The following is a 20,947-nucleotide window of genomic DNA, read 5'->3' as shown; positions in this document are numbered from 1 at the left end:
CTGCTGCGCTTCATCACCTGCGGCAGCGTCGACGACGGCAAGTCGACCCTGATCGGCCGGCTGCTGCACGACTCCAAGATGATCTTCGACGACCAGCTCGCGGCGATCACCCGCGACTCGAAGAAGAGCGGCACCACCGGCGAGGAGGTCGACCTGGCGCTGCTGGTCGACGGCCTGCAGTCGGAGCGCGAGCAGGGCATCACCATCGATGTCGCCTACCGCTTCTTCTCCACCGACAAGCGCAAGTTCATCATCGCCGACACCCCGGGGCACGAGCAGTACACCCGCAACATGGCCACCGGGGCCTCGACCGCCAGCCTGGCGATCATCCTGATCGATGCCCGCCACGGGGTGCAGACCCAGACCCGCCGGCACAGCTTCATCTGTGATCTGCTGGGCATCCAGCACCTGGTGGTGGCCATCAACAAGATGGACCTGGTCGATTACTCCCAGGCGCGCTATGACGAGATCGTCGCCGAGTACCAGGAAGTCGCCGAGAAGCTCAACGCCCGCGACATCCGCTTCGTGCCGATGTCGGCGCTGAAGGGCGACAACGTGGTCAACCAGAGCGAGGCGATGGGGTGGTACACCCTGAATGACCAACCTGGTCCGACCATGCTCGAACTGCTCGAGAGCGTCGAGATCACCCACGACCAGAACCTGCGCGACCTGCGCCTCCCGGTGCAGTACGTCAACCGCCCCAACCTCGACTTCCGCGGCTACTGCGGCACCCTGGCCGCCGGCATTCTCCACCCCGGGCAGGCGGTGCGTGCGCTGCCCTCGGGCAAGACCAGCAAGGTCGAACGCATCGTCACCTACGACGGTGACCTGGACGTGGCCTATCCCGGCCAGGCGATCACCGTCACGCTGGAGGACGAGATCGATATCTCGCGGGGTGACTGGCTGGTGGCGGCAAGTGACCAGGTGCCGCTGGCCAGTGGCTTCGAGGCGGATATCGTCTGGATGCACGAGACGCCCCTGGAGCCCGGTAAGCTCTACGACTTCAAGCTTGCCACCCGAGACCTCGCCGGCAAGGTCAGCGCCATCGATTATCAGGTGGACGTCAACACCCTCGAGCAGCGCCACGCCGAGAATCTCGATCTCAATGCGATCGCCCGTTGCCGCGTCGAGCTCACGGCCCCGGTGCCGGTAGACGACTACCGTACCAGCCCCGGAACGGGCAGCTTCATCATCATCGACCGGCTGACCAACATCACCGTGGGCGCCGGCATGATCCACCAGCCGCTGGACAGCGAGCTACCCTACGAATTCCGCGAACACGACAGCAAGGCCGACGTGGTGTGGAATCGCACCAGCGTCACCCAGGTCATGCGCGAGCAGCTCAATGGCCACGCAGGTAAGTGCATCTGGTTCACTGGGCTCTCCGGTGCAGGGAAATCCTCGCTGGCCAATGCACTGGAAGTCGAGCTGAATCGCCGTGGCTATCACACCATGCTGCTCGACGGGGACAACATCCGGCATGGCCTGTGCCGGGACCTCGGCATGGGCGAGGAAGATCGCGCCGAGAACATCCGCCGGGTGGGCGAGGTGGCCCGCCTGTTCGCCGAGGCCGGCATCATCGTGATCACCGCTTTCATTTCGCCCTTCCGCGCCGACCGCGATGCAGCACGTAAATTGTTCTCGGATGGCGGCTTCATCGAGGTGCATGTCGACACCCCGCTGGATGTGTGCGAGCAGCGCGACCCCAAGGGGCTCTACCAGAAGGCCCGCGAAGGCAAGATCAAGGATTTCACGGGTATCAGCAGCCCTTACGAGGTTCCTTTGAAGCCAGAAGCGGTTCTGGATACCAACGAGGAGAGCCTGGACGGGCTGCTGACGAAGCTCATTAAAATATGTACTTGAACTTCTTTGAACAGCGATAGGTGCATGAATATAATCATGCTTGTTATTGATGGGAGTGGCGATATTGGCTCGCACATGATGAAGTGTCTCTTGAAGGTTGGTCATGAAGTTGTCATTCTGGATGATTTGTCTACAGAGTTTTGTGTCAGTCTAATAAGATGAGAGCTGATTGGGGATGACTTCTTAGAGACGGCTTCTTCTGAAGCAGTTGTGGGGCCTATCATTACCTGATGTTGTGAAACGTGAAGAGGTCCCCTTCTAAGTTGTATAAGCTATGGTGCAGCAATCAGAAAGGTGAGATGGGTGAGGAATCCACCGTAAAACTCTAGAGCGCTAAGTGCAAGGTTGCTTGCTGTAGCTATGGACAAATTATTCTCCAAGATTCTATTTGTACTGGGTAAGCAGGCAGTATAGATATAATGAAGACATTGGGAGTGGCGACCAAGATACGCTAGTGAAGAGCTCGTAAACTCCAGAAATATAAGCATGAGGCTGAATTTTATCATTGTGAGGCGCAGTTAGCGTGTTCACACGTGATCTTAGAAACATCCTACTCAAAAATCACACCGAGGATATTGTAGCGTGTTTAGTGGGAGTGAGTAGTTTAATCAACAAGACATGATGGAATGCTGTTTCATTATAATTATGATTGTTGTGTTCAGGAACGGTATGCGCTGCTAAAATCGAAGAAGTTCTGGCTTGATAAAGCTAATGCGAAACAGTACAGAGGTGACCAGAAATCCTAAAGTGACGTTGCACTACTAACTTAGGAGATGTATGGAAATTATCATAAACCCACATTTTTACTGTATATAAAGTTATAAATTCCTCGTTAATGGGATTAATAGACGCTCTTTCACTTTGACAGCCAGGGTGGCATAACTGGTTTGTGCTATTGATTAAATATGGTGGCGATATGTATGCTTTTGTGGTGAATAATAACTTCCAGATAAGGTCATTACTTCCAGTCGCGCACTATTTCAGTGACGTTATATTTTTGGTGGACCGAAGTAAGCGGAGTGATGAGGTCAACCTCTCTCTGTTGAGCGATGAAGGGTATGCTTATTTTCTATTAGATGAAAAGGTCATAGCCAAGTTAGATGGTTTGGTGATTTCTTTTATATGCCAAACAATGTTCTTTGGAATAGGGAGAATAACACAAAGCTCTATTGTAATGTTACAGTATGGCCTTGCAAAAGAAAAATATAACTATGGACCTTGGCGCTCCTTAGCTGACTTGGTGCTATGTTACGGCCCCTATTCAGCAGAAAAAATTGGGAAGTTCACAAAAACAGAAATAGTTGGGAATGTGAATTTTTCAAATAAACTTGAAATGCTTGGTAGAAAACAAGATGAAAAAATCCGGGTGTTGTACGCTCCCACATGGGGTGGGATGTCATCCCACCCCTATGTAGAACCAATATTGAAAAATTTGGCAGAGGTTTATGATGTCACCATAAAACTCCATCATAATGAATATAGGAAGTTTCAAAGCACAATCACTTGCAATGTTAGTGATATTAAATATGCTGGTATTCACGATGACCTCTCTGAGCTTATATTCTACTCGGACTGTGTTATAAGTGATTATTCAGGAGCTGCCTTTGATGCGTTTATGTATTCAAAACCACTTGTATTAGTCCACATTGGTAATCATGGTGTGGATCATGAGAAAATGGATGAAGATTGCTTAATTCTTAGAGGTTCAGAAATACTTGGAGAGGTTGTTTATGATGTAAATGATTTGCCCTCTGCTATTGAAAGTGCCATTCGGAAAAATCAGGCGACTGAGGTGAAAAATAATTTACGATCTTCGCTTTTCCATAATAAAACTGATTCGGCATATCAAGCATATCAATCAATCGTTAATTTAAAAAAACCAGTACCATCTAGTAACGAAGATGATATCACAAAAGAATTAAGCAGAGCTTTGGCCATCAAAAACGATGAAATCTTAAAATTAAAGAAAAGAACTATCCAATTAAACAAGGAGCCGATGTTAAATAGAGCGAGTACTAAATATCTTCTCCGAACAGTTCTCTCGCGGGCGAAGGTAAAACTTGTCAGGCAACTCGTCAAAATGGGGGTAAAAAAGAAAAAAGAAATAATTGCCCAAAAAAATCCTGCTCCCCCCAAAATTAGCGATTCAAAGTTAAAGAGTCTCGTGAAATATTATTATAACGAAGGAGATGATAATAATTTGCGCCTTATGTTAGATCTGCTCTCAAAGGCTTACCCTAATCAATGCGGAGAAGCATATTTGAAGAGTGCTCTGGAAAGAGGTGATGCCCAGGGTATAGAAAAATGGTATCAAGAAAATGAAGTGGAAATAAGTAGCAGGCTTTCATTGCACCGTATGGTGGTTAGGGCTTTGTCACAAGTGCCGTCATTGCGACGAGAGTTTGTTGCTCTTAGGACTGATTTGCTATCAAGGAATATGAATGTACCTGAAAATAAAAATGAGAATTTTTATAATGCGGTGGTAGCTCGTGATGTAACATACATGATCAGGCATGAACATGAAGATGAGAGAGCTAAGGATGTTCTCTCGCGAATAGGTTCAATGCTTGAGTTTGCAAAATACGCAAGCCTAAATGAGTCAGTAGTAAAGCCATCCGACATGTATTGTTTTAAAAGCGGTCAATGGGTGATGGCGTCAAGCTTATTAAGTTCTGAGAAAAAGGCAGAGATATTTATTCCTGGGACTTTTATGGTGCAAACAGATGACTGGTCGCGGAATAGAGATACAATCAATCGTCATTACCGGAAACTTTTTGAATACTTGCCACAAAAAGAGGGAGTGGTGATTATTCCTAGGTGGCATTTTCATTTGAAGCACTGTGCAACAATGTTACCTGACTCTATAGGCATAGGGTATCATACAAAATATAGAGATGGCTTTCTTAACATCAAGTATGGACCGCTTCCAGATTTCTTCAGCATAGATGACAAAGGATATGCTGGCTTTTCTTCCATAGCTAATATTGACAAAACAACAGTGTTGGAAGCTGTGCAGGACATAAGCAAAGAAGATGTGGATATATTTTGTTCTGATTTGTACCATGCGATGGTGGTGGCTAATAAGTCAAAATACGTACAAAATAATAAGTCATGCCCGATGCCAATTGACTCTGAGTATGTCTTTTGTGCATCTCAAGTAGTAAATGATGAAGTGGTAACGCTGACTGATATTAGTTCATTCGACCTAATAAGGGGTGTCATTTCTTTGTATGAAGATTCAGGAATAAAGGTTGTCGTCAAGCGGCACCCTATGTGCAATAGCACCAAAGGAAATAAGTTCTTTGAAGAAATAAAAAATATTAATCATGTTGTCATTTCAGAGGACTCAATCCATAAGTTGATTTCTGGGGCTAAGTGCGTATATGTCGCTAATTCTGGGGTGGGCATTGAGTCTCTAATACATGGAAAGCCAGTTGTGACATCTGGGAAAGCAGACTACTCCGCTGCAGTGCACCAAGTTAAAGAGGTTGAAGAAATCCCTCACTATGATGACGTTATTCATGACGAAGAATTCGTAAAGAAGTTTTTGTATTATTATTGCAATTTTTATTTATGCGATGAGGATCAATTCATTGCTAAGCTGGATGATCAGATGCAGGCGTTATTTCTTTCCTCATCTGCAATGACAAACAAATATTATGCTTTAAATATTAAAAGCAGTGAGATTTTGTAATTTAAGATAATATTTCTAAGAAAGTGGCTGATAGTGTGAAGGCTGGTGGGCCTGTTAGATATTTATGGGGATGTTTATTTAAGTTCTAATTTTATTGTTGGAGATATGTTTGTGGCTCTGATGCTGCGATTCTTAAGGGATGCTCACGTGGAAATAACCCCTATCAAATATCCACGTGGCTCCAAAGGACCTATTCTTTTCAGTGTAATACGCAAGCACTTTGATTTTGTTGATGGGTATGGTGACCTGCTCCCCTCTAGCTGAGCCACCCCGAGCTTTAGTAATGTCCCTCTGAGACAGAGGAGCGCGACATGAAAAAGCGTTTCAGCGAGGAGCGGATCATCGGCCTCCAAGGGGAGGCCGAGAACGGGTTGGCTGTCAAGGAGTTGTGCGCAAGCACAACATCTCCGAGGCCACTTTCTACAACTGGCGGAAGAAGTACGCTGGCTTGGAGGTGTCGGAAGCCCGCCGGCTCAAGGCCCTCGAAGAGGAAAACGCCCGACTCAAGAAGCTGCTGGCCGACGCCCTGCTGGATAACGATGCACTGAAGGCGATGCTGTCGCGAAAGTCGTAATGACCGAGGAAAAGCGCCAGGCCGTCGCCGAGATGCAAGCCCAGACCGGTATCTCGCAGCGGCGCGCCTGTTCTCTGGTCGGCGTGTCTCGCGCTTCGCTCTACCACCGGTCGCAGGCGCTGCTTAACGATGCCATGCTGTCGGCCAGGATCCGTGAGCTGACCCTGGAGCGCCGTCGCTTTGGCTATCGACGGATCTGCGGCGTGAAGTACTCGACGTTGACAACGTGAACCACAAGCGAGTCTATCGCCTGTATCGCCAGGCCGACCTGGAGGTGCCCAAGCGACGACGACGCAAGGGGATCGCTGTCGAACGGCAGCTCCTAGAGGCGGCACATGCCCCCAACTAGACTTGGTCGCTGGACTTCGTGATGGATGCCCTCGCCTGCGGGCGACGAATCAAGTGCCTGACGGTGGTCGATGACTACACACGGGAATTACTAGATATTGCCGTAGGCTTTGGTATCTGTGGTCACTAGGTCACGCGGATCCTCGACGCCATTGCTACCTTTCATGGCTATCCAGCAGCCATCCGCACCGATTAGGGCCCTGAGTTCACCAGCAAGGTGTTGGATCAGTGGGCCTACCAGCGCTGTGTCGAGCTCAAGCTGATCCCGCCGGGAAAGCCGCTTAACGGTTTCATCGAGAGCTTCAACGGCTGGTTTCGGGATGAATGCCTGAACGAGCACTGGTTCCAGAATCTGCATCATGCCCGGTCAATCATTGCCAGATAGCGATAGGACTACAATGAACATCGCCCACACTCGTCACTCGAAGCAATGGCGCCACGAGAGTATGCCGAGCGGTGGCGGAGGGAACAGGCTCACCATCACGCCGAACAGGACATCACTTAAGCAGTAAGTGGTTCACTGATTGGTGGCAGGTCAGAATGGCGAGCTTGCCTATTAACAAAAATCTATAAGAGGTATAGAATACAGCATCGCTGTTATTGTGCGCTCTTGAAATAATATACTTGCTTTAATCTCCTTAAATCATGGTGTGCTTATGAATTTTTGTTATAATAAGATTGGGAATGAGTCAAGTTTCCATCTTTTTGGTGGTATTAATGTTTTAGAGTCACGGGATTTGGCATTAAGTGCGTGTGAAGAGTACGTGAGGGTCACATCTAAATTAGGTATTCCATATGTTTTTAAAGCAAGCTTTGATAAAGCCAATCGTTCTTCGATTTACTCCTATCGGGGCCCAGGAATAGATGAAGGGTTAAGGATTCTGGAAGATGTAAAGAAAGCCTTTGGCATTCCTGTGATTACTGATGTTCATGAGCCTTGGCAGGTTGAACCTGTTGCTGAAGTAGTAGATGTTTTGCAACTACCGGCTTTTTTAGCGCGACAGACGGATCTCGTAATCGCGCTAGCCAAGACTGGCAAACCAATCAACATCAAAAAGCCTCAATTTTTGAGCCCAAGTCAGATGATCAATATCGTTGAGAAATTCAATGAGCTGGGTAATAATAAGCTGATATTGTGCGATCGAGGGACTTCCTTTGGTTATGACAACCTAGTAGTTGATATGTTAGGGTTTGGTGTGATGAAAAAAACCTGTCATGATCTCCCTATTATATTTGATGTCACACATGCACTTCAGCAACGAGACCCTCTTGGTGCAGCTTCTGGAGGACGGCGAAATCAGGTAATGGAGCTGGCCAGGGCTGGGGTGGCGGTTGGGTTGGCCGGATTGTTTCTCGAATCCCATCCAGATCCTGAGAATGCTAAATGCGACGGTCCCAGCGCGTTGCCACTTCATTTGCTTGAGTACTTTCTAACTCAAATGAAAGCAATCGATGATGTTGTGAAGATAATGCCCAAACTAGAAATTGAGTAAGGTATAGCTTGTGTCGGCCCCAAACTCTCAACGCATCGTTATCGTTATTCCTGCTCGTTACGGATCGACTCGTTTACCCGGCAAGCCGCTTGCCGATCTGCTTGGTAAACCTATGATTCAATGGGTATATGAAAAAGCGCAGCAAGTGGAGGCTGCCAGTTATGTCGTCGTAGCAACGGATGACCTTCGCATAGCGGATGTCGTGCAGCATTTTGGTGGTGAAGTGATAATGACGTCACCGGATCACTCTTCCGGCACTGAGCGTTTGATAGAAGTGATGGAGCAAGTTGAGGCTGATATATATATCAACTTGCAGGGTGATGAGCCACTTATACGGCCTAGCGATATTGACCTGCTCGCATTGGGTATGTTGTCAGACCGTCAAGTGAAAGTAGGCACTTTATGTCATCCTATTGAGCCACTTGAGGCTGCGAACACAAACGTAGTAAAGGTTGTGGTTTCTAAAAATGGTGATGCACTTTATTTTAGTCGTTCATTAGTTCCGTACCCACGTGAAGATGATTATAAGCCTAGTTATCTCAAGCATGTTGGTGTATACGCCTATCGCCGAGAAATGTTGTCAAAATATACCTCGTTGGGTAACTCTCAATTGGAGCATGCAGAACAACTTGAGCAGCTTAGACTTTTGGAAGCTGGCATCCGAGTTCGTACGTTTCAGATAGAGTCCTGTGGCCCTGGGGTCGATACGCCCGCTGGCTTGGAGCAGGTCAGGGCTTTGCTTAAAGGGGAATTCCAGCATAGTTCACCTAGACTTTCGAATGTGCGCTTGTTGATCACTGACGTTGATGGCGTATTAACAGATGGGGGCATATATTATGATGAGAATGGCGAGTGTTTGAAGCGCTTTCACGTGCGTGATGGTTTGGGGGTGCATCTTCTCGAAGAAAATGGTATCCGCGTTGCCGTACTCTCTGGCCGTGATTCTGCTGCCCTGCGTAAACGAATCCATGACCTTGGTGTTTCACTGTATTTGCTTGGGGTCAAAAATAAAGAAGCTGCCTGTTTAGAGCTAATGAAGAAAGCTGGTGTTGTACGAGAGCAAACTGCATGTATTGGGGATGATGCCATTGATTTACCAGCATTTGCTGCCTGTGGATTAGCTTATGCAGTGGCTGATGCTCCTGAATATGTGAAGAGGTGCGCTACGGGAGTACTAAGTCTTGATGGCGGTTGTGGTGCGTTCCGTGAATTGGCTGATGCTATCCTTGAGGCGCAAGGAAAAGGTAGTGCCTTTAGTACAGCTGCAGGCTTTCAGAAAATTGCTAACGGTAGTGTACAATAGTTTGAGGAAGCTATGTCAAGTATTGAGGCGGGTAAAAAAGTCTTTCAAATACAATCAGATGCGCTAAAGATGACGGCTGCACGTTTAGGTGCAACATTTGATGCAGCTGTCGAAATGATGTTGGGGACTCAGGGGAGGATAATTGTGTCCGGGATGGGGAAGTCGGGCATTATCGGAAACAAGATTGCTGCAACACTGGCATCAACGGGAACACCAAGTTTTTCAGTGCATCCGGCAGAAGCCTATCATGGTGATCTTGGTATGTTTACCCCATTAGATGTCGCTTTACTGATTTCGTACAGTGGTGAGACGGAGGAAGTGATTCGTCTCATCCCTTCCCTACGGCACTTCGGCGTCAAAATTATTGCAATAGTTGGGAATCCAGAATCCAGTTTAGGGCGAAACTCGGACCTTGTGTTGGATGTGTCAGTTGAGCGTGAAGCTTGTCCAAATAACTTGGCTCCAACAACATCTACGACTGTTGCATTGGCAATGGGTGATGCAATTGCAGTGGCCCTGATCGAGAAGCGTGGTTTTAAACCACATGACTTTGCTGTATTTCACCCTGGCGGTAGCCTTGGGCGGCGTTTACTTACTCGTGTCAGGGATGTGATGCATGTTAAAGTACCAGTGAATAATCCACTGGATACTATTAATGATGTGATTATTACCATCACCAGGGGAGAGTTGGGGCTGACGGTAGTGGCTAATTCTGGAAAGATTGTTGGTGTGATTACTGACGGTGATTTGCGCCGAGCTCTATTCAACCACAAAGATATTAGTTCGCTCTCAGCGCAAGATGTCATGACTCGGAATCCTTTAACAATTAATGATTTCGAGATGTTCTCAGATGCTGAAAATATTATGTTGAAATCAAATGTGACAGCCCTGTTGGTTGTAGATGGTGATAATGCATTGGTGGGGGTTTTGAAGCTGCAGGATGCAGGGCAGGTTAACTAGCAGTATATTGCCTTTGGTTTAAAGAGGGAGTGGGGTGTTTTTGTGATTTTCTTATTTGTAATGTCAAGGAGGTGGTGTGGGATTCTGGAAAGAGGTGAGTCTTGGTAGTGATGCTTGTGTATATTGAGCAAGGTTCTTCATGGTTTGAATTATGTTCAAGATATGATGTTATCTTTCTTTCTGATATATAGGTGATATTTTGTCAAAGACAGTCATTACATATGGAACCTTTGATATGTTCCATATCGGACACCTCAAGCTCCTTCAACGCTTGAGTGAGATGGGCGACAAGGTCATTGTGGCTGTCTCTACCGATGAATTCAACAGAGGGAAAGGCAAGAAAACCTTGATCCCCTATGAGCAGCGCGCCGAAATTGTCGGATCGATACGTTATGTCGACATGGTGATACCCGAGAAGAGCTGGGAGCAGAAGCTGAGCGATGTAAAAAAGCATGGGGTTGATATTTTTGCCATCGGTGAAGACTGGAAGGGGGAGTTCGATTTTCTGGAAGAACTTTGCCAGGTGGTGTATCTCAAGAGAACGAAAAATATCTCTACCACCGACTTGAAGCGCTCCCTGAAGCGGTTCTTGTCGATTCCGCATGATGATCTTATCAAGGCATTTGAAGTCCTCGAGATGTTGAGAAGGGATCTTGAATGAGGCCGTTCTCAATTTTTAAAGGCATGCTTGATCATGCGGGGTGATGAAATTCATGAAACCAGAGTTTGAACGGCGCCATTCGCGTTGGTATGAAAAGCTTCTGCTCGGTGCTGGTTTTCATCTGGTTGTTGGCCTTCCCCTGGTAGTCCTGGTGCCATCACTGGAGCGCTGGGGGTGGGAGTTCTGGCATCACTTGCCTGATGTGAGAACCAATACCATTCTGGCGATAATCGGGGCGTTCCTGGCGTCATTGTTTACGCTCAGGAACATGAATCGTTTCCCTGGTGCCCAAGTAGGGGCTTATATTACGCCAATGGTCAGCTTTGCTTTCCTCATCGCTGTCGCTGCCCTGTTCTTTACGCGTGAGGGCTACACGCGACAGGTGTTGTTCGGGGGCTACCTGGCCAGCATGTTGTGGTTCCATGCCGGCTTCTTTATCGGCAAGCGGTTCAGGCGCTTGAAGATTGCCATTGTGCCGTTCGGTGATGCGCGAAAGCTGCGGGGAACGCGCCAGCTAGATTTGCGGGTATTGACGACGCCTGATCTCGACCAGGTCAGGTTCGACGGTGTCGTTGCCGATCTGTATGCCAAGGACTTGCCGGCCGAATGGGAGAAGTTTCTCGCCCGCTGCACCTTGAGCCGTGTTCCTGTCTATCACATCAAGCAGATCCGCGAGAACGTGACGGGCAGGGTAAGGATCGACCGTCTGTCGGAAAACGAATTCGGCAGCCTGTTGCCGTCATCGCTCTATTCGGGTGTCAAGCGTATTGTCGATTTCATCGGTGCCTTGCTGCTGTTGCCGCTGCTGCTGCCCCTGATGGCGGTGGTGGCGATCCTGATCAAGCGCGACAGCCCCGGGCCGGTGTTCTTCCTGCAGCCGCGCATGGGCTACCGGCAGCGCCCCTTCCTGATGTACAAGTTCCGCAGCATGTACCACGACATGAGCGGCGAGGACTTCACTATCTCCGAGGATGACCCGCGGATCACCCGGGTCGGCCGGTGGATCCGCAAGTATCGCATCGACGAGCTGCCGCAGATCTTCAACATCCTGAAGGGGCAGATGAGCTTCATTGGGCCGCGGCCCGAGTCGGCCTCGCTCTCCGAGTGGTACGAGGAGGACGTGCCGTTCTTCAGCTATCGCCATGTGGTGCGCCCGGGCATCACCGGCTGGGCCCAGGTGGAGCAGGGCTATGCCGCCGAGGTGGACGGCATGTCGAAGAAGCTGCAGTACGACTTCTACTACATCAAGCACTTCTCGCTGTGGATCGACGTGCTGATCACCCTGAAGACGGTGCGGATACTGTTTACGGGGTTCGGGGCGAGGTAGACACGCCTGGCGCCCACGTTCGTCAATTCCCTATCCCCATCGCCGCGGCCTTGCCCGCGGCGATGGCATTTCTGGGTGGGGGAATTGCGGGATTCAGGTGCTGGTGGTGTGGCCTTCGATGCCGGCGTCGTTCACAGTCGGGTTACATTCTAAGTGATGGGTGGCCAATGCCTTGGTGGTAACCGCTGACACAGCAGACAATCGCCAAGCGGCGCTTCGCGCCGCAATCGCCCCGCGGAGCGTGGCTCCTACAGGGTCAACCAATCGCCCCGCGAGCGTGGCTTCCACAGGGGGGAAGGTTTTCCGTCTGGTGGGTGCATCGGGTTGTTCATACCCGGATATAACGTCTTGCAGCATATGACGCTTTGCGTTATATCTGACGCATGCGGACCCAGGGTGAGACATGATCAAGTCCTTCAAGGACAAGCAGGCCGAAACCATTGCCCGGGGCAAGAGATCGCGAAAGCTGCCACACGACATGCAGCGCAGTGCCTTGAAGAAACTACGCCAGCTCGATGCCGCCGCGACCCTCGATGATCTGCGCATACCGCCTGGTAACCGGCTCGAGGCCCTCCAGGGAGATCGCAGCGGGCAGTACAGTATTCGCATCAATGACCAGTGGCGCCTGTGCTTTCGCTTCGAAGACGGCAATGCCCAGGATGTCGAGATCGTCGACTACCACTATTCGGAGGCGATATGACCGACCAACTGCCCAACATCCATCCCGGTGAGATCCTGTTCGAGGATTTCATTGAGCCCCTGGGGCTTACCAAGAATGCCTTGGCCAATGCTATCGGCGTGCCGGCCACACGGATCGGCGAAATCACTCGCGGCGCGCGGGCCATCACGGCTGATACCGACATTCGTTTGTCGCGGTTCCTCGGTACCAGCGAGGGCTACTGGCTGCGCCTGCAGAATGCCTACGATCTTGAGCAGGCGCGGCGCCGCGGGCGCTACGACGGCATTCGCCCACGCGCCGCGTGACTCCAACGGGGTGGAAGATTCCCCGCCTGGCAACGCTTCGCGCCGCAATCGCCCCGCGCAGCGTGGCTCCCACAGGGGGATTCGTTGACGGCCAGAGATTGCGGAGACACGCCACGATGTTGGTGAGGTAGCTCGGGGTAAGCTTTGTACCTCGTACTGACGAGGTATATACTTTATCTGTACCTCATCGAGGGAGTGTCTTCATGTCCAAGCAGGCTGTATTCACCATGAAGCTTGAGCCCGAGCTACGTGCCGATTTCATGGCCGAGGCTGCAGCGGCCCACCGACCTGCGTCCCAGGTGCTCCGCGAGCTGATGCGCGAGTACGTGCGGCAGCAACGGCAGCAACGGGAGGCTCGGGAGTATGAGGCGTTCCTTCGCAGCAAGGTTGAGGTTGCACGCTCCTCGATGCGCGCCGGCCATGGTCGCTCGAATGAGGATGTCGAAGCCGAATTCGCCACGCGGCGTGCCGACGCCGAGCGTGAAGGGTGAGAGTCATCTGGACAACCTGAAGCGGTCGACGACCGTTTGGTGATCTGGGACCACCGACAACCCCCAGGCAGCCGCTCGGATGGACGAGCTGTTCAGCGAAGCCACGGCTAAACTGGCCGACTTCCCGATGCGAGGCCGCCCGGGCTTGATCCCGGGCACGCGCGAACTGTTTCCTCATGCGAGCTATCGGCTGGTATACGAGATAGAAGGGGACTCGGTATGGATACTGACGCTGATCCATACGGCGCGGCGATGGTCGCCTGTCGACCCCAAGTGAGAAACACCCGATCCCTTCCCCATCGCCGCGGCCTTGCCCGCGGCGATGGCGGTTCTGGGCGGAAGAATTGCTGGATTCAGGTGCTGGGACTGAGGTCTTTGATGCCGACGTCGTTCACAGTCGAGTTACATTTTAAGTGATGGGTGGCCAATGCCTTGGTGGTAACCGCTGACACAGCAGGCAACCGCCAGGCGGCGCTTCGCGCCGCAATCGCCCCGCGGAGCGTGGCTCCTACAGGGGGGGCGGTTCCGCTGGAAGGCGCGGCGCTATCGCCTGGCGGAGCGTGGCTCCCACAGGGGGGGCGGTTCCGCTGGAAGGCGCGGCGCTATCGCCTGGCGGAGCGTGGCTCCTACAGGGGGAGGTTCCGCTCGGAGGCGCGTGGCTCCTACAATAGGGGCAGCAACCAGTAGCGATTGCAGGAGCAGGGACATGAGGATTACCGTTTTCGGCACGGGGTACGTTGGCCTGGTGACGGGCGCCTGTCTGGCCGATGTGGGCCATGAGGTGCTGTGCATGGACGTGGATGAGGCCAGGATCAACCGGCTGGAGGCCGGTGAGATTCCGATCTTCGAACCGGGGCTCGAGAGGCTGGTGAAGGCCAATGTCGAGTCCGGGCGCCTGCAGTTCACCACCGACCCCACCGACGCCGTGGCTTTCGGTGTGTTGCAGTTCATCGCGGTGGGCACCCCACCGGACGAGGACGGCAGCGCCGACCTGCGCCATGTGCTGGCGGTGGCCAGCACCATCGGCGAGCAGATGTACGACTACAAGGTGGTCGTCAACAAGTCGACGGTGCCGGTGGGGACCGCCGACCGGGTACGTGAGGCCATTGCCGGGCGGGTGGCCGCGCGTGGCGTGGAGGTGGAGTTCGATGTGTGCTCGAATCCCGAGTTCCTCAAGGAGGGCTCGGCGATCGACGACTTCGCCCACGGCCCCCGCATCGTGGTGGGCACCGATTCCGAACGGGTGAGGGGGCTGATGCAGGAGTGCTACGCGCCCTATATCCGCCTGCAGGAAAAGCTGATGTTCATGGACGTGCGGGCGGCGGAGCTCACCAAGTATGCCGCCAACGCCATGCTGGCCACCAAGATCAGCTTCATGAACGAGATCGCCAACCTCGCCGAGCGGTTGGGCGCCGACGTGGAGCAGGTACGCCGCGGCATCGGCAGCGACCCGCGCATCGGCTACCAGTTCATCTACCCCGGGTGCGGCTACGGGGGCTCCTGCTTTCCCAAGGACCTGCGGGCGCTGGCCCACACCGCCGAGCAACTGGACTATTCGGCCGAGCTGCTCAAGGCCGTGGAAGCGGTGAACCAGCGCCAGAAGCAGGGCATGTTCACCAAGCTGCGCCAGGCCTTCGACGGCAAGCTCGAGGGCAAGGTGATCGCGCTGTGGGGGTTGGCCTTCAAGCCCAACACCGATGACATGCGCGATGCCCCCAGCCGTGACCTGATGGAGGCGCTGTGGGCGGCCGGGGCCCGGGTGCAGGCCTATGACCCGGAGGCCATGAAGGAGTGCCGGCGGCTCTACGGTGAGCGCGACGACCTGGTGCTGGTGGCCGACCGCATCCAGGCGGTGAAGGGCGCCGATGCCCTGGCGGTCTGCACCGAGTGGAAGGAGTTCCGCACGGTCGACTTCGCCTGGCTCAAGCAGCAACTGGCGCTGCCGGTGGTGGTCGACGGGCGCAACCTCTTCGAGCCGGCCCTGATGCAGCAGGCCGGTTTGCTGTACTACGCCGTGGGGCGGGGGGATTCGTTGAAGGCCAGGGAGTGAGCTCCTGGGGGTGGTAGTCTCCCTGCCGGGCATCCGCCTGGCGGCGCTTCGCGCCGCAATCGCCCCGCGGAGCGTGGCTCCTACAGGGGGGTGGATTCGCTGCCGGGCATCCGCCTGGCGGCGCTTCGCGCCGCAATCGCCCCGCGGAGCGTGGCTCCTACAGGGTGGTAATTGCACCGCCGGGTAGGCTTGTGTACGGAGTGATTCCGGCCAACGTGACAAGTGGTATCATCCTCGCGGGCGCCTTCGGGCGCTCGTCGTGTTTCTGGAGCAGGCTGATTACAGGGGATACCCATGTCAGGGGTCTTTGCGCGCGAACGTGCCTTGATGGTGAACCAGTGGGCCCTGCTGCTGGTGCTTGTCACGCTGATCGCCACGCCGGTGCGCAGCCACGCCGTGGTGGCGGTGCTGATGCTCTATGCCATCGGCTACCTGGTGGCCAACCGTGCCACCCTGGCCGTGACGAGGTTCGACTGGGCGGTGGTGGGGCTGCTGAGCCTGCTGCTGCTGTCGCGGGTGCCGATCTTCGTGATCGACGACTACTCCTCGCGCTACCTGAGCCCCGGCTTTCACATGGTCGCGGTGGTGCCCATCTACTTGATGCTGCGCCACCTGCTGGCGCCGGTGGACCTGCGCCATGTGCGCGGCTTCATGGAGTGGGGGGTGATCGCCGGCACCCTCGGGGCCCTGGCCGTGGCGCTCTACCAGACCCAGGTGCTGGGGAGCTACCGGGCCGATGGCTTCCTGTTCAGCATCAACCTGGGGTATCTCAGCTGTGCCATGGCCTTCCTGGCGGCGAGCCTGGTCCGCGGTAGCCACCGCAAGGCGTGGTTGCTGGCGGCGGCCCTGGCCGGGGTGGTCACCTGCCTGCTGACGCTGGCCCGTGGGGCGATTCTGGCGGTGCCGCTGCTGCTGGTGCTGCTGCTGCTGCTCAATGCCGACCGCCTGGGCTGGAAGGCGATCACCGCTTCCTTCGTGGCGCTGGTGACGCTGGCGCTGATCAGCTATGCCACGCTGCCGGCGGTGGAGCGGCGGGTAGACTACAGCATTGCCGAGTTCACCAACATCACCGAGGGCAATATCGGGGCGGCGGTGTCCAGCGGCGGGCGACTGCAACTGTGGACGGCGGCCAGCCATGCCTTCCTGGAACGCCCCCTGGTGGGGCTGAGCTACGACGAGCGTGAGGCGCAGATCGCCGAGCTGGTCGAGCAGGGCGTGCTTACCGACTGGGTGTTGGGTGTCCAGCGCGGCCATGCCCATAGCCAGTATTTCGAGATGGCGGCCACCGGAGGCGTGCTGGGGCTGATCGCCCTGCTCGGTTACCTGGTGGCGCCGGCCATCTACCACTGGCGGCTCTACCGCCGAGATCGGGGCAACCCCTGGGCACAGGCCGCCCTGGTGTTCACCGTGGGGTTCGCCATCTACGGCCTCACCGAGGCGGCGATCCACCATGAGATGATGACGACCTTCTATGCCTATATGCAGGTGCTGTTGCTGGCGTTGGCGTTGTGTCATCGTCATGGCGTGTCGGTCGATCGCAGGACATGACGGCTGGGGCCTTGCCCCAGCCGACACATCGTATAAGAAGGGGAGGCGTCCTTGCGTACACTGGTGGTGGTTCGCTCGCTGAAGATGGGCGGTATGGAGCGCGTGGCGGTCAACCTGGCCGATGCCTTCGCCGAGCAGGGGCATGAGAGCCACCTGCTGACCTTTCGGCGTGTGCGCAGGCCGCTGGCGCCCGAGCATGCCGCGGTGCAGCTGCACCAGTTCGCGTTGCACTGGGTGCTGCGGCTGACCCTGGTGGGGCTGCTGATCGAGTGGTTGGCGCGCTGGTTTCTCAACCCCATCATCCGGCGTTCCTACTTCGTCTGGACGGGCTACCTGGGGGGATGGGTGTTCCGCGCCTGGCTGTGGCGTTTCGAGCGTCGGCACGGCCACGTGGATCGCATCGTGTTCCGTGGGGTCGGCACCTTCGAGTTGATCTGGCGCTTTCGTGACGAGCGGGCGCGCTTCGTGCTGGAGAACCTGATCTACCGGGGCGAGCGGGGCTGGAAGCCGCGACTGTTCACCCGGTGCCTGTTCCAGCACAAGCACCTGGTGGCGGTGTCGAGCGGGGTTGCCGAGAACGCGGCCGAGGCGCAACAGGCATTGGGCTTTGCGCCGGCGTCGGTCGAGGTCATCGTCAACCCGTGCCCGATCGGGGCCATTCGCCGGCTGATGCTGGCCGACGAGCCCGACCTGCCCGAGGAGCCTTATCTCGTGACGGTGGCGCGCCTGGTACCGGCCAAGGACCAGGCGCTGCTGCTGCGGGCCTATGCGCAGTCGGCCCTGCAGATGCCGCTGGTGCTGGTGGGCGCGGGCAGTGAGCGCGGGCGGCTCGAGGCCCTGGCCGCTGAGCTCGGCATCGCCGGGTGGGTCCGCTTCGCCGGGCAGCGCGACAATCCCTATCCGTGGATGCGCCACGCTCGGCTCTTCGTGCTGAGCTCGCGCTTCGAGGGCATGGGGATCGTGCTCTTCGAGGCCCTGGCCTGTGGCACGCCGGTGCTGTCGGTGGACTGTACCGGCGGCATCCGTGAGATCCTCAAGGGGGAGCTGGAAACCAGCGTGGTGGCGCGGGACGAGGCCTCCCTGGCGGCCGGCATGCGGGCCGCCGTGGCGGGCGCGAAACCGCCCATCGACGATGCCTGGCTGGACGACTTCAAGCCCGAGACGGTCGCCCGGCAGTTTCTCGCGCCTGGCGGTACCGAACCTACAGACGGCTGGCTGGTGGCACAACGGGAAGGCATGAATGATTGACGTGGTGCTCTGCGCAGACGCGAACTATGCCAGGTACGGGGCCGCTGTCATGGCGTCGGCGATGGCCCACGCCAGGTTCCCCGGGCGGCTGCGCTTCCATCTGTTGACCCCGGGCTTGAGCGAGGACGTGCAGTGTCGATTGCACGCCATGGTCGAGGCCTCGGGTTCGAGCATCAACATCATGACTGCAGAACCGGAACTGCCGGATGGCATGGCGTTGGGGCGCTTCGGAGTATCATCGTTGTTGCCGCTGTATATGCATCACTACCTGCCGGCGGACTGTGAGAGGGTGATCTACCTGGACTGCGATGTGGTAGTGCTGAAGGACCTCGCCGAGTTGTGGGACACCCCGCTGGCTGGCCATACGCTGGCGGCTGCCATGGACCTGTGCAACCCCTCGAATCTTCATTCCCGGCGTGAGCCCGAGCACTATTTCAATACGGGGGTGCTGCTCGTGGACCTGCCCCGGTGGCGAGCCGAGCGGGTGGGGGAAAGCGCCCTGGCGTGCCTGAAGGAGGAGGGGGCGTCATTCAAGTATCCCGACCAGGATGCCCTGAACCATGTGCTCGCGGGGAACTGGCGCAGGCTTTCCCCGGCCTGGAACTTCCAGCCGACCGCCTATGCGGCGGTCGAGAAGCGCTACCCCCACCTGCAGCCGTTTCGTGCCGAGCTGCAGGCGGCCATCCGGTCGCCGGGCATCGTTCACTTCATTGGCTCGACCAAGCCCTGGCACCCTGCGTGCGTGCACCCGCTGCAGGGGCTGTTCCTGCACTTTTCCCGCAGCACTCCCTGGCCCATCAATGACAGGGAGCTGAAGAGTGCACTGCCGTTGACGAAGCGCATTCGGCTGGCCATGAAACAGCCCAGGATCAGGCGACGGCGCACCTTGACCGAGTACCGGAAGGTCGGTTGAGGGCGCGAAGCGAGCCCTGATGCGCTCGAGGAGCGCCGGCGCCGGCGACGGGGGGCTGCGTCGTTACCGACGATGCCGCGGTTCGTGCCGCGGCATCGTCGTTTCTGCACGCCGGGCATGATGCAAACCATTCGCCGGATCAGTGGATTTGGTCCTACGCCGGCGGGTGGCGAGAGTTACCTTCGTATACATTCCGGTGCAATAGGAGTGTGTTCGATGCCCATCCTCGTGACCGGTGCCGCCGGCTTCATCGGCTTCCATGTGGCGCGTGCGCTCTGCCAGCGTGGCGAGACAGTCGTGGGTATCGACAACCTCAACGATTACTACGACCCGGCCCTGAAGGAAGCGCGGCTGGCCGTGCTGGCCGATGAGCCGGGCTTTCATTTCGAGCGACTGGATCTGGCGGATCGGGTGGCCATGGAGGCGCTGTTCGCCATCTGGTGCCCGGAGCGGGTCGTCCACCTGGCGGCCCAGGCCGGGGTGCGTTATTCGCTGGAGAACCCCCACGCCTATGTCGAGAGCAACCTGGTGGGTTTCCTGCATGTGCTGGAGGGGTGCCGCACCCACCGGGTCGCGCACCTGACCTATGCCTCCTCGAGCTCGGTGTATGGCGGTAACGTGCGCACCCCCTTTGCGGTGGAGGACCGGGTCGACCATCCGCTGAGCCTCTATGCGGCCACCAAGAAGGCCAACGAGCTGATGGCGCATTCCTATAGCCACCTGTACGACCTGCCGACCACCGGGCTGCGCTTCTTCACCGTCTACGGGCCCTGGGGGCGGCCGGACATGGCGCTGTTCACCTTCACCCGCAAGATTCTCGCCGGCGAGCCCATCGAGGTGTTCAACCACGGGCATCACCGGCGGGATTTCACCTATATCGACGATATCGTCGAGGGGGTGTTGCGGGTGCATGACCAGGCGCCGACCGAGGACCCGTCATGGCGGGCGCGGGCGACCGAGGGCGATATCCCGGCAGCCAGCAGTTCGGCTCCCTGGCGGCTCTACAACATCGGCAACCAGACCCCGGTGCCGCTGATCCGCTATATCGAGGTACTCGAGCAGTGCCTGGGTCGCCAGGCCGTGAAGCACATGCTGCCACGCCAGCCCGGTGATGCCCTGGACACTCATGCCGATGTCTCGGCCCTGCAGCAGGCGGTGGGCTATTGCCCTTCTACCTCGATCGAGGTGGGGGTGCAGCGCTTCGTCGAGTGGTACCGGGCCTTCTACGAGGCGCCGGAAGCCGCCGTTGCCGAGGCTATCGATCCCCTCGCCGCCGCCAACAAGGTGGGGGTGCCGCTGTCCCAGTCGCTGGGGGGCTGAGCCGGGGCTTGCCGCGGGCTCTCCCGGTCCGCCAGGTGGGGCACCGCCTGACGCCTGTCATGTCCTGCGGCCGGGCAAGGATGACCTGGCGTCATACTTCTTCATGCTATTTCCCCTCCGACTTCCCTGATCAAAATCATAATGTGTGCTTTCTGTAACTATGTAAGCTG

The 20,947-nt window shown here is 55.6% G+C and carries 15 protein-coding genes and 2 pseudogenes; all 17 read left to right on the top strand.

Features of this window, described 5'->3' with window-relative positions; genetic code table 11:
- Positions 1–1,863 (top strand): sulfate adenylyltransferase subunit CysN (gene cysN / locus C1H66_RS11415; protein WP_102628002.1); only part of this gene is annotated, 1,863 nt, incomplete at its 5' end.
- A gap of 1,042 nt (positions 1,864–2,905) precedes the next feature.
- Complete coding sequence (locus C1H66_RS22605; protein ID WP_170064140.1) at positions 2,906–5,557, top strand: CDP-glycerol glycerophosphotransferase family protein; 2,652 nt, start codon at positions 2,906–2,908, stop codon at positions 5,555–5,557.
- Between the two features lie 311 nt (positions 5,558–5,868).
- Positions 5,869–6,984: pseudogene (locus C1H66_RS23055) on the top strand (IS3 family transposase).
- A 151-nt stretch (positions 6,985–7,135) separates the two neighbouring features.
- Positions 7,136–7,972, top strand: coding sequence for a 3-deoxy-8-phosphooctulonate synthase (kdsA, locus tag C1H66_RS11395; RefSeq protein ID WP_102628001.1), 837 nt, complete (start codon positions 7,136–7,138; stop codon positions 7,970–7,972).
- Between the two features lie 10 nt (positions 7,973–7,982).
- Entirely contained in the window at positions 7,983–9,275 is a 1,293-nt protein-coding gene (gene kdsB, locus C1H66_RS11390; RefSeq protein WP_102628000.1) for a 3-deoxy-manno-octulosonate cytidylyltransferase, read from the top strand.
- A 12-nt stretch (positions 9,276–9,287) separates the two neighbouring features.
- Positions 9,288–10,235 carry a KpsF/GutQ family sugar-phosphate isomerase gene (locus tag C1H66_RS11385; protein WP_102627999.1) on the top strand — a complete coding sequence of 316 codons (948 nt, stop codon included), beginning with the start codon at positions 9,288–9,290 and terminating at the stop codon, positions 10,233–10,235.
- A gap of 199 nt (positions 10,236–10,434) precedes the next feature.
- Positions 10,435–10,896 (top strand): glycerol-3-phosphate cytidylyltransferase, encoded by a 462-nt coding sequence (tagD, locus tag C1H66_RS11380; RefSeq protein WP_102627998.1) that lies wholly within the window; start codon positions 10,435–10,437, stop codon positions 10,894–10,896.
- A gap of 52 nt (positions 10,897–10,948) precedes the next feature.
- A complete protein-coding gene (locus C1H66_RS11375) occupies positions 10,949–12,223 on the top strand; it encodes an exopolysaccharide biosynthesis polyprenyl glycosylphosphotransferase (RefSeq protein ID WP_102628006.1) in 1,275 nt (424 codons plus the stop codon).
- Between the two features lie 403 nt (positions 12,224–12,626).
- Positions 12,627–12,923 carry a type II toxin-antitoxin system RelE/ParE family toxin gene (locus tag C1H66_RS11370; protein WP_102627997.1) on the top strand — a complete coding sequence of 99 codons (297 nt, stop codon included), beginning with the start codon at positions 12,627–12,629 and terminating at the stop codon, positions 12,921–12,923.
- Positions 12,920–13,207: a HigA family addiction module antitoxin gene (locus tag C1H66_RS11365; RefSeq protein WP_102627996.1), complete on the top strand. Its 288-nt coding sequence runs from the start codon at positions 12,920–12,922 to the stop codon at positions 13,205–13,207. Before C1H66_RS11370 ends, C1H66_RS11365 begins: the two co-directional genes overlap by 4 nt.
- 203 nt (positions 13,208–13,410) lie before the next feature.
- Positions 13,411–13,698 carry an antitoxin of toxin-antitoxin stability system gene (locus C1H66_RS11360; RefSeq protein ID WP_102627995.1) on the top strand — a complete coding sequence of 96 codons (288 nt, stop codon included), beginning with the start codon at positions 13,411–13,413 and terminating at the stop codon, positions 13,696–13,698.
- 67 nt (positions 13,699–13,765) lie between these two features.
- A pseudogene (locus C1H66_RS11355) lies at positions 13,766–13,975 on the top strand (type II toxin-antitoxin system RelE/ParE family toxin); the annotation flags it as partial.
- Between the two features lie 429 nt (positions 13,976–14,404).
- The gene (locus tag C1H66_RS11350; protein WP_102627994.1) at positions 14,405–15,748 is read left to right on the top strand and encodes a UDP-glucose dehydrogenase family protein; all 1,344 of its coding nucleotides are present in this window, start codon (positions 14,405–14,407) and stop codon (positions 15,746–15,748) included.
- 294 nt (positions 15,749–16,042) lie between these two features.
- Positions 16,043–17,296 carry an O-antigen ligase family protein gene (locus tag C1H66_RS11345; protein ID WP_102627993.1) on the top strand — a complete coding sequence of 418 codons (1,254 nt, stop codon included), beginning with the start codon at positions 16,043–16,045 and terminating at the stop codon, positions 17,294–17,296.
- A gap of 51 nt (positions 17,297–17,347) precedes the next feature.
- On the top strand, positions 17,348–18,544 hold the full coding sequence (locus C1H66_RS11340; protein WP_240618286.1) for a glycosyltransferase: 1,197 nt from the start codon (positions 17,348–17,350) through the stop codon (positions 18,542–18,544).
- Positions 18,537–19,457 (top strand): glycosyltransferase family 8 protein, encoded by a 921-nt coding sequence (locus C1H66_RS11335; RefSeq protein ID WP_102627992.1) that lies wholly within the window; start codon positions 18,537–18,539, stop codon positions 19,455–19,457. The genes C1H66_RS11340 and C1H66_RS11335 overlap by 8 nt, the downstream gene beginning before the upstream one ends.
- A gap of 216 nt (positions 19,458–19,673) precedes the next feature.
- The gene (locus C1H66_RS11330; RefSeq protein ID WP_102627991.1) at positions 19,674–20,777 is read left to right on the top strand and encodes an NAD-dependent epimerase; all 1,104 of its coding nucleotides are present in this window, start codon (positions 19,674–19,676) and stop codon (positions 20,775–20,777) included.
- Positions 20,778–20,947: the final 170 nt, after the last annotated feature.

Origin of the sequence: Halomonas heilongjiangensis (assembly GCF_002879645.1) — a bacterium.
Lineage (GTDB): Bacteria > Pseudomonadota > Gammaproteobacteria > Pseudomonadales > Halomonadaceae > Halomonas > Halomonas heilongjiangensis.
This window is presented reverse-complemented; position numbering and strand designations above follow the sequence as displayed.